Origin of the sequence: uncultured Maribacter sp., assembly GCF_963974015.1 — a bacterium.
In the GTDB taxonomy this organism is placed as follows: Bacteria; Bacteroidota; Bacteroidia; order Flavobacteriales; family Flavobacteriaceae; genus Maribacter.
In genome coordinates this window covers 164408-178564 of the sequence record NZ_CAXBBZ010000003.1, presented here as the reverse complement: position 1 = coordinate 178564, position 14157 = coordinate 164408, and the positions used below count along the sequence as shown (strand labels likewise).

17 protein-coding genes are annotated in these 14157 nt (G+C 39.0%); 5 read left to right on the top strand and 12 right to left on the bottom strand.

From position 1 onward, the window contains the following. Positions 1-53 precede the first annotated feature (53 nt). The 12 genes from AACZ41_RS08090 to ppsA form a co-directional block, all read right to left on the bottom strand. Positions 54-953, bottom strand: coding sequence for a mechanosensitive ion channel domain-containing protein (locus AACZ41_RS08090; RefSeq protein WP_339627886.1), 900 nt, complete (start codon positions 951-953; stop codon positions 54-56). Positions 954-966: 13 nt separating this feature from the next. Beyond that, positions 967-1230, bottom strand: a complete 264-nt coding sequence (locus AACZ41_RS08085) for a hypothetical protein (RefSeq protein ID WP_339627884.1) — start codon at positions 1228-1230, stop codon at positions 967-969. Positions 1231-1537: 307 nt separating this feature from the next. Next, on the bottom strand, positions 1538-1714 hold the full coding sequence (locus AACZ41_RS08080) for a hypothetical protein (protein ID WP_339627882.1): 177 nt from the start codon (positions 1712-1714) through the stop codon (positions 1538-1540). Between the two features lie 254 nt (positions 1715-1968). Beyond that, entirely contained in the window at positions 1969-3015 is a 1047-nt protein-coding gene (locus AACZ41_RS08075) for a class I fructose-bisphosphate aldolase (RefSeq protein WP_339627881.1), read from the bottom strand. Positions 3016-3167: 152 nt separating this feature from the next. Next, the gene (locus AACZ41_RS08070) at positions 3168-3350 is read right to left on the bottom strand and encodes a hypothetical protein (RefSeq protein ID WP_339627880.1); all 183 of its coding nucleotides are present in this window, start codon (positions 3348-3350) and stop codon (positions 3168-3170) included. A gap of 20 nt (positions 3351-3370) precedes the next feature. After that, complete coding sequence (locus AACZ41_RS08065) at positions 3371-4060, bottom strand: 2,3-bisphosphoglycerate-dependent phosphoglycerate mutase (protein WP_339627879.1); 690 nt, start codon at positions 4058-4060, stop codon at positions 3371-3373. 60 nt (positions 4061-4120) lie between these two features. Beyond that, positions 4121-4507, bottom strand: coding sequence for an STAS/SEC14 domain-containing protein (locus AACZ41_RS08060; RefSeq protein WP_339627878.1), 387 nt, complete (start codon positions 4505-4507; stop codon positions 4121-4123). A 43-nt stretch (positions 4508-4550) separates the two neighbouring features. Next, the gene (locus AACZ41_RS08055; protein WP_339627877.1) at positions 4551-5540 is read right to left on the bottom strand and encodes a 2-hydroxyacid dehydrogenase; all 990 of its coding nucleotides are present in this window, start codon (positions 5538-5540) and stop codon (positions 4551-4553) included. Positions 5541-6088: 548 nt separating this feature from the next. After that, complete coding sequence (locus AACZ41_RS08050; RefSeq protein WP_339627876.1) at positions 6089-6508, bottom strand: c-type cytochrome; 420 nt, start codon at positions 6506-6508, stop codon at positions 6089-6091. Between the two features lie 782 nt (positions 6509-7290). Then, the gene (locus tag AACZ41_RS08045) at positions 7291-7416 is read right to left on the bottom strand and encodes a hypothetical protein (RefSeq protein ID WP_339627875.1); all 126 of its coding nucleotides are present in this window, start codon (positions 7414-7416) and stop codon (positions 7291-7293) included. Between the two features lie 482 nt (positions 7417-7898). Continuing rightward, positions 7899-8366 carry an NUDIX domain-containing protein gene (locus tag AACZ41_RS08040; RefSeq protein ID WP_339627874.1) on the bottom strand — a complete coding sequence of 156 codons (468 nt, stop codon included), beginning with the start codon at positions 8364-8366 and terminating at the stop codon, positions 7899-7901. A 35-nt stretch (positions 8367-8401) separates the two neighbouring features. Beyond that, entirely contained in the window at positions 8402-10810 is a 2409-nt protein-coding gene (ppsA, locus tag AACZ41_RS08035; protein WP_339627873.1) for a phosphoenolpyruvate synthase, read from the bottom strand. A gap of 142 nt (positions 10811-10952) precedes the next feature. Between ppsA and atpD the strand changes: the two genes are divergently transcribed. Genes atpD through AACZ41_RS08010 form a run of 5 tightly spaced genes read left to right on the top strand, consistent with a single transcriptional unit; the run spans position 10953 to position 14147 of the window. Next, entirely contained in the window at positions 10953-12425 is a 1473-nt protein-coding gene (gene atpD, locus AACZ41_RS08030) for a F0F1 ATP synthase subunit beta (RefSeq protein ID WP_339627872.1), read from the top strand. Positions 12426-12431: 6 nt separating this feature from the next. Continuing rightward, positions 12432-12824 carry a F0F1 ATP synthase subunit epsilon gene (locus tag AACZ41_RS08025; protein ID WP_339627870.1) on the top strand — a complete coding sequence of 131 codons (393 nt, stop codon included), beginning with the start codon at positions 12432-12434 and terminating at the stop codon, positions 12822-12824. 7 nt (positions 12825-12831) lie between these two features. Beyond that, positions 12832-13149 (top strand): AtpZ/AtpI family protein, encoded by a 318-nt coding sequence (locus AACZ41_RS08020; protein WP_339627869.1) that lies wholly within the window; start codon positions 12832-12834, stop codon positions 13147-13149. Further along, positions 13142-13444, top strand: a complete 303-nt coding sequence (locus AACZ41_RS08015; RefSeq protein ID WP_339627868.1) for an ATP synthase subunit I — start codon at positions 13142-13144, stop codon at positions 13442-13444. Before AACZ41_RS08020 ends, AACZ41_RS08015 begins: the two co-directional genes overlap by 8 nt. Before the next feature lies 1 nt (position 13445). Further along, entirely contained in the window at positions 13446-14147 is a 702-nt protein-coding gene (locus AACZ41_RS08010; protein ID WP_339627867.1) for a F0F1 ATP synthase subunit A, read from the top strand. The last annotated feature ends 10 nt before the right edge of the window (positions 14148-14157 follow it).

The window sequence follows — 14157 nt, the reverse complement described above, 5'->3', positions numbered from 1 at the left end:
AACTGTTGGCTTATGAAATTTAGAAATGTGTTATACTTGATCAATCGAAAATTTCAGCTTTTCATCCTAACATCCATCAAAGGAAACTTAAGCAATTGAAGGGTTGAAGAAGCGATGCTTACCTTTCCTTTGGTATCCAAAATCGATTTCTCGATATTTTCGAAAAGTTCATGTTTTGTAACCCTCCTCCGTTTATAATCCGTGATGTATCGTAAGTTGAGTTCGATCCAATTGTCGGTTAGTTTTATTGCTATAGTTGAATCCAAAGTCGCATCTTCGATATAGTAGCGTTTTACCATTTCTTTCCACGTTTCTTTGGAATTTTCAATGTAGTCTGATAAATGATCTATCGCAACTTGGAGAATTATTTTTTTTGCCAGTTCAACATCCGATCCATAAGTTATTGGTATGTTTAGTTCGTCCCAAACAAAAGGAAAATCCATTGAATAGTTTTTGATGGGGCCCTTGAAGACGAAAGCATTACTAATTTTGACGATTCTGCCGGAATAATTATCGCTGCTTACCCATTCACCCATTTCCATAATCGTGGTGTACATACTGTTTATGTCGATCACATCTCCTTTGATACCATTAATTTCGATTCGATCTCCAGGCTTGTAAACCCTCAAAGCAAAAATATAGAAGGATCCTGCGACACTTAAGATAAGCTCTTGCAATGTAAACGCGATACCAGCGGTAAAAAGCCCGATGATGACCGTGTAGTCTTTCAAATTGTCTAGCGTAAATGATAAAAGAACAATAAGGACAATCAAAAAAATGCCGACCATTTCTATCATCTTTTGAACCTTGTATCGATAGGCTATGTCAGCTATTCTCCGTTTTACCAGTTTTCGAAGGAACATGATTAAAATTCCAATGATGACAATCCAAAGGGTTGTCCTCATGATTTTGATTATCGTTGGATCTTTTAATAAATCTGTTAGTGTTTGCATATTAAGTTGTTTATTAAGAAATCGAAATTTCCAGAACAGGAATAATTGAATGTGTATCTAATTCCCTAACAAAAGGCTTTGACAATCTACAGCCAAAAAATTGCGTTCTCCTGTTCATGAATATGACCATATCGCTTCCTCTTCTTTCAATGACAAGAAATAGTTTTATTGGTGTGTTTTGGTGATAAAGCTCCAAAGTGTCTTTCAATCTATCAAGGGTTCCTTCGGAGATTGTTTTGGTATTTTTATATTCCATTGTATCCAACTCCTCGATCATTATAAAATCACTTTCGGAATATCCATCTACTTGATAAGCATTAAAAAAATAAAAATCACACTTTTTGTCATTATACAACTTAAGGGCTTACTCTGTAACTTTCCGTGCATCTTTAGAAAAATCGGTGGGTATTAGAATTCTCTTTTCCATAATTCTGATTGTTTCATTTTGTGAATTTAGAGCCCTTGGGCCACTTGCGCCATGACAATTATCAGTCATTTTCGAATTTATGTTTCATCTAAATGAAATGAACATAGTTTGGCCCAGATAAATCTTTCTGACATTCTTATTTTGAAACCTACTTTTTTTAGTGGTTAATTATCAATACCGGAATCATTAAATGGGACCCGATTTCCTTAACCAAAGGTTTTGGCAGTTCATGGCCTAAATAATTTGACTTCTCCTCTACGAAAACAACTAAGTCACATGTTTCACTTTCGATAAAGGAATGTAAACGTTCTGTCCGTACCGAATCTACTTTCAAACTGCTCGTTTTTATGTCTACTTCTCTGCTCTAGCCCAAAAAGTTAAGAAAATAGTGTAACCAGCAGAAAATTTAAGAAGTCTCGCGGTATATTACTCAGTATATCTTCAAACATGCTACAGACCACCTATATCACCAGCTAAAACGACCCCTTTTTCATGGGACTTGGTGGTGTTCAAAAAAGCCAACGGAATTTAACCTTCATGAATAACAGGTAATGCAAGGCTTTCTGTCTTTTTCATAATACTTTGCTTTTAGGCGATGGTTATATTCTTGTCCAAATATATATCTTGAATCATATGCAACAGTTCAATCCCTTCTTTCATAGGTCTTTGAAAGGCTTTTCGACCAGAAATCAACCCCATTCCCCCGGCCCTTTTATTAATGACCGCCGTTCGGGCCGCAGCCGCAAAATCATCTTCTCCAGAAGCCCCACCGGAATTGATCAATCCCGCTCGGCCCATATAGCAATTCGCTACTTGATACCGTGTCAAGTCTATAGGGTTCTCAGTCGTTAGTTTACTGTAAACCAAATCGCTGGTCTTTCCAAAATTGTCTAAGGCGAGATATCCCCCATTGTTGGTAGGTTGTTTTTGTTTGATGATATCGGCCTCAAGAGTAACTCCTAAGTGATTTGCCTGTCCTGTAAGGTCAGCACTTACACTATAATCCTTATCAATTTTAAAGGCATCGTTTCTAAGGTAACACCAAAGAACTGTGGCCATGCCCAATTCATGGGCACGTTTAAAAACCTTGCTCGTTTCCTGTATTTGCCGATCAGATTGTGGAGAGCCAAAATAAATTGTAGCACCAACCGCTATCGCTCCCATATTCCATGCTTGTTCTACCTGGGCAAAATAGACCTGATCAAAAGTGTTGGGGTACGATAGTAGTTCATTGTGGTTCAATTTTACCAGAAAAGGAATTTTATGGCCATACTTCCGAGATACCGAACCCAATACCCCAAGGGTAGAGGCCACGGCATTACAGCCTCCTTCCATAGCGAGTTTTACAATATTTTCAGGATCAAAATAATCGGGATTCGGCGCAAAACTTGCTCCCGCGGAATGTTCGACCCCTTGATCCACCGGAAGTATAGACACATAACCCGAACCTCCGAGTCGACCGTGATTAAAAATATGTTGAAGGTTTCCCAAGACCCTTGGCGAACGGTCTGAAAGAGCAAATATTCGATCTACAAAATCGCTTCCGGGCAAATGCAATTTTTCTTTGGGGAAAGTGGTACATTTATGTTCTAGAAGGAAACCGGCCTCCTCTTTTAATAATTTTTCTATATCCATCTGCCTCTATTTTATTTTGATTGTTTAGAAGATTTTTTATCTTTTTATCCATTAATAAAATTTGTCAACATTGTCTTTGTTACACAATTTCTAGCCTCGTATATGGGGCTTTAGCACTGCAGGAAACATCAAATTTTACTATCTCGCCAAAGCTATTGCGCAACAGAAAGCTCGTTATCATTCTCGCCAGCGTATCGTCGTCGGCACCAATCGTACTTATTTTGAAGTCTTCTGATTGCCGTGCGGCGTAGTTTTGTATTAGTACTAATACCTGCCGGATCATTGCTCTTGTCAATTTCAGGATTTACCGTGAGTGTGATTATTCTCTTGTGCATTTGAAAAGTTTTTAGGCTCCCTATTTTAATTTATAATGTTCGGTTAAGTTGAGGTTTTCATCAAATTCATAAAGGTTGGGTTTCCCTGTCGGCACTTCTAAATGGGCAATATCTTCTGGCGGAATATTTTTGATATAGCCGATCAAGGCACGTAAAGAATTGCCATGTGCTGAAACCAGTACTGTCTTTCCCTTTACCAACTGTGGTACAATAGCTTCAAAATAATAGTTGACAACCCTTTTTGATGTATTTTCGAGCGACTCTGAAAGAGGAAGTAATGCAGGATCTATATTTTTGTAATTGGCATCGAATTTTGGTTGTTGTCTGTCTTTACTATTTAATTTGGGTGGGGATAAATAATATCCTCTCCGTACGCCCCAATAAGTTTCGTCGCCAACTTTTTTCAATATCTGATCTTTATTGTGACCTTGCCATGCCCCGTAATGCCTTTCGTTCAGTTTCCAGTGGTATTTAGTGTTCACGTGCATTTGATTGGCGGTATCTAAAGTGATCCATGCCGTCCGGATAGCTCTTTTTAGATATGAGGAGAAACAAACATCGATACGGATATCATTACTTTTTAGAAGTTCCCCAGCTTTTTTAGCTTCGGTAATGCCTTCAGTGGCAAGATCTATATCCGTCCATCCCGTGAAAATATTTTGTACGTTCCACAGGCTTTTCCCATGTCTTACGAGTATTAGTTTTCCCATTTTTTTTTTTTTAAATCGAAGGTATTAGCTATAGCTTATTTAATTTCGTGGACCGTCTCATTATTTGTTGGACTCCACGAATGCCATGGCCTCGCCCATCTGCGAAATATCAAAATAGCGTTCTTGCCTTCCTTTACTGGCCCTTTCGAAGAAAAGATTATCGATTGGAACCAAAGCCTTTAAAACATTTGAATGAGCGACAATGGCAAGATGACCTAATTTCTTATAGTTTCTTAGTGCCCATAAAGTATCTTCAAAAAAGGCTTTGGTACTGCTGTGTGAAATTTTCAGTTCATCCAACTTCACCAGCACATTTAAATAATCGTAACCTTCTTCTAGTTTTGCATTAAAGAACTTTTGACATAGTGCTTCATCTGTTTTAGTAAAACCATCAATTACCTCAATGGCCAAGGTGTTGCCCTTGAATTTTTTTAATTTTTCTAACATGATGTTTATTTTATTTGTTTCTAATATTCGGAAACGGTTTTAATCATTTGATTTCATTTTTACAAGCTTCCCCTTTTTCCAAACAATCCAGATTTTCTATAGTAGTCTTTGCAATATTTTTTAAAGCGGTATCCGTTAAAAATGCCTGATGGCTGCTAATAAACACATTATTGAAGGCCATCAAACGAGCTATTTGGTCATCCTCAAGAATATCCTCGGAATGGTCTTCGAAAAAGAGGCCTTTTTCTTCCTCGTATACATCCATTCCGAAGTAACCGATGTGTTTAGATTTTAGTCCATCGATAACATCTTTGGTGTTTACTAGTGCCCCACGGCTGGCATTTATCAGCATTACGCCGTTCTTCATTCGCACAATGCGTCTTTCATTAATCATATGGTGGGTCTGTTCTGTTAAGGGAGCATGCAGTGTGATAATATCTGATTGATGGCACAGGGTATCCAAATCTGTATATATCAGGCCATATTGTTGAATCAAATCTGGATCTTCCACAACATCATAGGCCAATAATCGGCAACCAAAGCCATGTAAAATCTTTGCAACGACCCGCCCGATTTTTCCGGTACCGACAATACCAACCGTCTTCCCGTGCATATCAAAACCCACAAGCCCATCTAACGAATAGTTCATTTCCATAATCCTGTAATGAGTACGTGTCAACTTTCGGTTCAACGATAGCATGACCGCAACTGTAAATTCGGCCACTGCATAGGGCGAGTATTCGGGGACCCTTGCCACTCGAATACCCAATTTTTTTGAATACGCAATATTTACATTGTTATAACCTGCAGAACGAAGCACAATAAATTTTATACCTAATTTTTTTAATTTGTCCAATACTTTTTCAGATGCATCGTCTTCTGTAAATATGGATATGGCGTCACAGTCATTGGCTAATTCTACTGTATCAACCGTTAGATAAGTATCGAGAAGTTTCAGTTCGTTTTTTTTACCGTTCGCTTCTAAGAGGTACTCTTTTTCAAATTTATGTATGTCGAATACTGCAACTTTCATTTGTTTTGTTCTTGAGTACAGGATAGTACCCTGATTATGAACACAAAGGAAGTGAGTATAAACAAAACGAAGAATGATTTAAATCATCGCTTTCTTAATTTTTCTGATTTCAAGTTGCTTGTCGCGGAACAGGAACTACTGTCAATCAACAAAAGTTGTATAAGGATACTATCATTAGATTTACAGCCAGTTTGGTTTAAGGGAGCTGTTTAATTTGGTATCAGTAACAGGTAGTTTAAAAAATACAATACCCAAGAATTAGAATTTAATTTTATTTTTTGATTTTTAACTTTTAAGCACTTTTTGAGTGATATTTTAAATTGTACAAAAGTTCAGTACCGAAAAACGTTCGTTTTACGAATAATACTGGATTTGTATAACTAGCCGTTTTATAGTACATCGTTATTGTGAGCCGACTTGATTTGAAAGCCCGATAATTAGCCAGTGTTCATCTTTTGCGGATATGTACTTTTAGCCGTGGTAACCCTATTTGGAGAAAGGCAATATCTCAATACAAGCCCTGGAATATCTAAGTACTCCTAATCAGCTTAATAATAAGGATAGTAATTCGTTGGTGGTGATTTTATTTTATATTCCGATTGAAGAAAAGTGACTAAATCAACGAGTTCCTGAACGGTCATAACTTCATTGTAATTCTTCATCTTTGAAAGGCCCTCTTCGGTAACGCCTTGTTTTTTGTAGTCCCGTGCAATTTTGTGGGAAGGATTAATAACTGAAGTGACCAATTCTCCATAGGTTTTTTGAATAGATACTTCACCGCCGAGCGGTATTTCGGAACTATCGTTTCCTCCCTTCCATTCAATATCTGAAATACTATGACATGAATTACAGGCCAATCTCCCGAAGGTCGCTTTTCCTTCTTCAATGTCACCTCCCGGTAGGGAAAATCCACGCGCTTGCTCATTGCAACTACTCGAAAGCATGCCCCCACATAATAAGATGAACATCAGTAAATAATTCGACGGGTTACACAATTTTTTATTTTTACCAGGCATAAGTTGTTATTTTAAATTAAGTATTTGATGCACCACCATAATAATGGATGTAAACAAACATAGTGACTAAAAAAAGCAATGAAAATGATTTACATCATGCGTATGATTAATAGTCATATAAGTATTGCAGGTACTTTAAGAATGAGTGATTAATTGATTCGGCCGAAAGAAGAAGTCCCATAAAACGGCCATTTTATGAGCCATTCTAGCAGAAATTAAAACAATTCGCTAGGAGCGTCCCAAATGTGGTCCGTTTTAGTATTTTCGTAAATTAATGTTTTGTAGGACACTATTTGTCATAGAATCATACGCTTTACATTACACCCCAAACCGTTAAATAAATATGCTGTGGTAAGTAAAGAAAACAGGATTACAAACAAACAGACTCTTTACAAAAAACTGTTATCGTAAAGAGTTAAAAATTTGACTGTATTTTTTAAAGAACCAAAATGTACTTTTAAATTGTCACTTACATTTCTTTATAACCGTTCGATCCAATTAGCAATGGTATCACGTGCCAATTTCACAGTTGATTTTCCGTGTGAACCGTCCGATATGATTGTATATTGTTTATTTTGGGACTTCCATGTATCAAAAAGTAAATCACCCTCCTTTTTGTCAATGAGATTATCTTACTCCCCATAAAGCAGTAACAATGGATAATTTGCGGCTTTGGAATAATAAAGCAGAGTATTCATTAGTTTTTTGAATTCGGTCATCATATACATGCTGAATTATCGCGCCAATAATGGGTCATTACTTCCAATTTCCAATTCTTTTCTGTCTTCCAAATTTTCAATCTTTTCAGGATTACCTGCCATATTTACGATGGGTTTATGTTTATTAAAAGATAAAGCCAAACATATTTCAAATACTCTATAAAGCTTGGCGACATACCTTTTGTCTTCTTAAGTAGTTCATGGTGGTTTTACCATAACGGCCTTATCGATATGCTCATTTTTTTTGTAACGGCCAATAATATGGCCGTTGACAGACTATGTCCAAAAAGTATGAATTTGTGCTTTTTTGAATCGTAGTCTACATCGTTCGTAATCACATCAACATAGTCATTGATGAAATCCTAAAAATTTGTTAAGTCCCCCGCTGTCATTCTGAATACCCTGTGCCACGTGGATGTGGTACAACAACCCAATTTTCATTATTGATAGGTAGTTCAACGATATCATGTTCGCTATTATGATTGATTCCCGAAATAATGACTATAACTTTATGGTAATTGTCGTTGGGACGAAGGTTATATACAAATACTTTTATGCAATCCTTAGTGGTAAAAAATGACCCTCAGGTCCATCCGAAATTGTGGCTTTATCTAAGTTTTTCATTACCGCCACCGATTTACCAGGTTTTCCAATTCCGTAATGAAGGGTATTTGCCCAGGAACAATTCTTAATTTTGCTTCCTTTAAGGGAAACCAGGCCGCTTTATCAATTTCAGGAAATACATTATTCTTACCTGATTTTGGTGGCCATATCATTTCAAAGGAATTGCTCTTCAGATCTAAGGGATCAAAGTTGCCCTGTAATGCCCAAGCATGTATAATCTTTCCACTCTTTTGTTTTAGGGGAGACAATGCAATGAATTTTCCTTTTGACTTTATTCCGGTTTCTTCTTTGGTTTCGCGAATGGCCGCTTCCAACAAATCCTCTTCAGGTTCGATTTCTCCCTTGGGTATGGACCAACTGCCCATATTTTTTTTTACCCAAAATGGACCGCCGGGATGTACCAATAAAACTTCTGTGTCACTATTGTTCAAACGATACAATATGATTCCTGCGCTTATTTTTGGCATGGTTCAAAAAAATCTCTTTTTGATTACGAGCATAATCAATTACTACTCTCTGCCATACCAAATACTACCTTGTGCTCCTCTGCAGTATTGATATTCTTGATTCCTGAAATCAACGCATCTGGGTTAAAAGAAATAGAGTTAATCCCATTTTCTACCAGAAACTGAGCAAACTCAGGATAATCACTTGGCGCCTGTCCGCACAAACCGATTTTTGTTTGGGTCTTATGTGCGGAAGCAATGACCATAGCAATCATTTTTTTGACCCCTGGATCGTTGATGTCGAAAATATCGCTGAGCAACTCGGAATCTCTATCTACGCCTAAAGTCAGCTGTGTAAGATCGTTAGAGCCGATAGAGAAGCCATCGAAATATTGAGCAAATTCTTCTGCCAGAATTACGTTGTTGGGTATTTCGGTCATCATATAAAGCTGTAATCCGTTTTCTCCCCTTTTCAATCCGTTTTCGGCCATCAAGCTCACTACTTTTTCGGCTTCTTTAAGGGTACGACAAAAGGGAATCATAATCTTAACATTGTCGAAGCCCATGTCTTCCCTGACCATTTTCATCGCTTTACACTCTAGCTCAAAAGCTTGTTGGTATCTTGGATGATAGTAACGAGACGCGCCGCGAAAACCAATCATAGGGTTACTTTCCACAGGTTCAAATTCGGTGCCGCCAATCAAATTAGCGTATTCGTTGGATTTAAAATCACTGGTACGTACGATTACATCTTTAGGATAGAAAGCCGCTGCAATAGTTGCAACTCCTTCGGCTAGCTTGTGCACAAAATAATCGGCCTTGTCGGGGTAATGGTGGGTCAGTTTTTCGATTTCTTTTTTAGCCGAAGCATCTTTTAAGGTTTCAAAATGCCTTAAGGCCATAGGATGTATCTGTATGGAATTATTAATCACAAATTCCAATCGCATTAACCCGACACCTTCGGCAGGATAAAACGATAGTCTGAATGCTTGATCCGGGTCGGCCAAAATAAGCATGGGTTGTGTTTCAGGTTTTTTAAGAGATTTGGTATCCACTTCCGTTTCATACCATTTTAGTATTCCGTCATATACAATGCCTGTATCGCCATCGGCACAGGAAATCGTAATCTCTTGTCCGTCTTTGATAGTTTTGGTCGCATTTACAGACCCCACAATGGCCGCTACACCAACTTCACGGGCCACAATGGCCGCATGACTGGTACGGCCACCTTGATCCGTAATAATTCCTGCAGCTTTTTTAAGGATGGGATCCCAATCAGGGTCTGTCTTTTCAGTAACCAAAATTTCTCCTGGTTGCAGTTTATCGGACTCCTTCGGGCTATGTAGTATTCTTGCTTTTCCAGCAGAAATTTTATTGCCCAGGCCCATACCTCGTGTAATTTCCTTGCCTTTTTTCAATAATTTATAGGTCGTGATTTTCAATTTGTCCTTTATGGCACTTTGCACGGTCTCCGGTCTTGCCTGCACAATGAACAGTTCGTTGAGTACCCCATCTTTCGCCCATTCAATATCCATGGGGCGACCATAATGCTCTTCAATAATCATTGACCATTCGGCCAATTTTAGCACTTCGGCATCGGTCAGCACAAATTGATCTTGTTTCTGTTTTTTGGTGTCCAGGTTTACGGTACCGCTTCCCGAAGGATCATAGATCATCGTTTTTTCCTTACTACCCAGTTTCCTTGAAATGATTGGTTGCCGAATTCCATTTTTCAAACTGGGTTTGAAAACAAAGTATTCATCAGGATTGATACTGCCCTGAACGATATTCTCTCCCAAGCCCCATATGCTAGAAACCAGAACCACTTTATCAAAACCGGTATCGGGATCCAAAGTAAAGTTTACGCCCGAGGCGGCAAGATCGGAACGCACCATCAATTGTATGCCAATAGAAAGTGCCACTTTGGTTTGGTCGAAATGATTGTCTTCCCGATATTTGATGGCTCTATCGGTAAAGAGCGAGGCATAGCATTTATGGCAAGCCGCAATCAATTCATCAAATCCCTTTACGTTGAGATAAGTCTCTTGTTGTCCTGCAAAACTAGCGTTCGGCAGGTCTTCAGCAGTGGCACTACTACGGACCGCCAAGGAAATTTCCTTTCCGTACTTTTTTACTAAAGCATCATAACCTTTTTCTACGGACATTTTAATGGCTTGGGGGAATGATGCTTGTGCAATGGTATTCCTTATCGAAGTCCCAATTTGCCGTAAATTGGAAAAATCTTTTTTGTCCAGGTTTTCTAGTTCATTGAAGATTTTATCCTTGAGTTTTGCCTCCTCCAAAAAAAGCCAGTAAGCGTCAGAAGTGGTAGCGAAACCATCGGGAACCTGAACGCCTTTTGAGGTCAGTTTTTGGAACATTTCGCCCAAAGAAGCGTTTTTGCCACCTACTTCGGGAACATCGTGTATATCTATTTCATTAAAGTGTTTGATGTAATTTTTCATAACAGAATGTTTATGGTTACTATTAGCAATAATAGTACAGCTACAAATATCTATTCGCTCCACGCTTTTTGAAATGATTTAAATCATTTTAAGTCTTTTACCATACCTCTAGTTTTACTAAGAATAAAAAATAAGTAATTCCATGAAGGCTGTCTTGAGAAAGCAAAAAGATTCCTTATTGTTTGGAAAGGTCGTTTCGATCCGTGGCAGTGTGGTCGACATATGGTTTGAAAACAATGTGCCTTCCATTAACACTGTGATTCATGCAGGCGTAAAAAAAGAGGTAGTTATCGAAGTACTGGCACAGCTTGATAATCATCATGTGCGAGGCATCGCATTGACACCTACACAAGGGCTAGCACGGGGCATGATTGCCGAGACCCTAGGGCAACAACTTTCTGTGCCAGTTGGAGCTGAAATAATGGGCCGTATGTTCGATGTCTTCGGGAAAACCATAGATCACGGTCCATCTTTACCAAAAATGAAATGGCACAATGTGCATCAATTGCCACCGCCCTTAGGAGAACGATCTACAAAATCCGAGATTTTTGAGACTGGCATCAAGGCGATCGATGTATTGGTCCCCTTGGAACATGGTGGCAATGCGGGTCTATTTGGTGGCGCTGGCGTTGGTAAAACGGTATTATTGACAGAAATGATACATAATATGGTGGGTTACCACCAAGGTGTAAGTATGTTTTGTGGTATTGGGGAGCGCTGCCGTGAAGGACATGAGTTGTATCACGATATGAAAAAAGCCGATGTGCTTAAAAATATGGTTATGATGTTCGGTCAGATGAACGAACCCCCTGGAGCACGTTTTCGTGTGGGCCATGCCGCCTTGACCATGGCCGAATATTTTCGTGATGAGGAACATAGGGATGTCCTTTTACTAATAGATAATGTTTTCCGATTTATTCAAGCAGGGATGGAGGTATCGGGGTTAATGGGGCAAATGCCATCAAGGTTGGGCTATCAACCGACTTTGGGGACGGAACTCTCTAAATTGGAAGAAAGGATTGCCAATACCGATACAGGGGCCATCACTTCCATTCAGGCCGTATATGTGCCTGCGGACGATTTAACAGATCCCTCGGCGGTGCATACGTTTTCCCATCTTTCTGCATCCATAGTTCTATCAAGGAAAAGGGCAAGTGAAGGGTTATATCCGGCAATTGATATTTTGCAGTCCAGTTCAAAAATGGCCACACCGGGAATCATTGGCGAACGTCATTATATCATCTTGAACCAAATTAGGGAAACACTGGCTCAGTATGAAGAATTGAAGGATATCATTGCCATGCTCGGTTTGGGGCAATTATCGGTTACCGACCGTAACATCGTGAACAGGGCACGGAGATTGGAACGGTTTTTCACCCAACCCTTTTTCACTACGGAACAGTTCAGTGGCATGAAAGGAAAAGGGGTACCACTAGAAGATGCGCTTATTGGTTGTGAGCGTATACTTTCTGATGAATTCAAGGATCTGCCCGAAAGTGCTTTCTATATGGTTGGCAATATAGAAGAAGCTATAGAAAAGGGAAAGAATGAAATAAGTAAGGAAAGTAATAAAAGTGCAGATGTGAAACAGGTTGAAATCAATCCAGTAACATAGATACCGATGGATTTAAAAATTCTTCTTCCATACAAAGTTTTTATGAACAGCATCCGTGTAAATCGTGTAACGGTAGATACCAATGCGGGTTCTTATGGGTTTTTACGAAAGCGTCTTGATTGTGTTGCGGCACTAGTACCGGGAATCTTGACCTATGAAACCGAATCGGGAGTGGTACATTATGTAGCCATTGATGAGGGCGTACTGATAAAGACCGAAAACGAAATACAGGTTTCCGTTCGCAATGCAATTGGTGGTGCAGATCTCGGAAAACTAAGGGAAACCATCGACAAAGAATTTAAAAATCTGGATGAAAATGAACGTATTGCACGCTCGGCGGTAGCCAAACTTGAAAGTGAATTTATCCAGAGTATAAAAAAGTTGCGTCAGGAACAATAATAAATCGATGGAGATAAAAAATGAGGATAAGTTCAAGCAGGAAGTAGGCGAAAAGGAAAAACAGAAGCTTAAGGCACTTCATGAGAGCAAGCGGAGTGTTTGGGCAGGATTGGGGACGTTCGGGATGGTAGGTTGGTCGGTTGCAGTGCCAACGGTTCTTGGAACGGTCTTGGGTATGTGGTTGGATAAGAATTATCCAGAAACTATTTCTTGGACCCTGACCTTTTTGGTAGCAGGGCTATGTATTGGCTGCATGATTGCATGGCAATGGGTAGCAAAGGAAAATAAAATGATGCATCAAGATAAAGAGGAAAAAAATGAATGATTATCTGTTTAGTGTTTTGGTGTTCATAGTGGGTTTAGTGTTAGGAACCCTATTTTTTGGCGGACTATGGCTTACCGTGAGAAAAGCGTTGACCTCTAAAAAACCAACTCTATGGTTGTTGGGAAGCCTGTTTCTAAGGGTAGGAATTACTATGTTGGGTTTTTACTACGTCGCAATAGGTAATTGGATCAACATGCTTATTTGTCTTCTAGGTTTTGTAATTGCCCGTTTTATGGTACTAAATTTTACCAAAACAAAAGATGAAAAAGAAGTAGAACTAAAAAAGGAAAGCTGATATGGAACTTAGTCCTGATGAAACTGTTTTTTGGGAACATGGTTTTATAACCATCAATCTTACCCTTGTTACAACATGGGTGTTGATGCTTTTCCTGGTTGTTGCCTCGGTATTGATTACAAGACGGCTCAAAACCGATATTCAGATTTCCCGCTGGCAATGTGTACTTGAGATGCTGGTAACGGGCATGAACAAGCAGATCAAGGAAATAGGTTTAGAAAAGCCGGAAAAATTTATCGGGTTTATTGGCACCATGTTCATATTCATAGCATTCGCGAATCTGTGTATCATTTTCCCAGGATATGTACCGCCTACCAGTTCATTATCCACGACAGCGGCACTAGCCATAAGCGTATTTCTGGCCGTACCCTTGTTTGGGATTGCGGAAAGTGGAATTTTGGGATATCTAAAAACATATGTGCAACCCACCTTCATCATGCTGCCTTTTAACATTATCAGCGAGTTTTCACGTACACTTGCCTTGGCCGTGCGATTATTCGGTAATATTATGAGCGGTGGGTTGATATTAACTATACTTCTTAGCATTGCACCTTTACTGTTTCCAGTACTAATGACCGTACTTGGCCTGATTACGGGCATCATTCAGGCCTATATTTTTAGCATTTTGGCGACAGTATACATCGCAGCTGCCACCCAAGAATCCGAATCAAAAAAGAGTAAAACGAAAAAAGTAAAACAATAAAAATAAATTA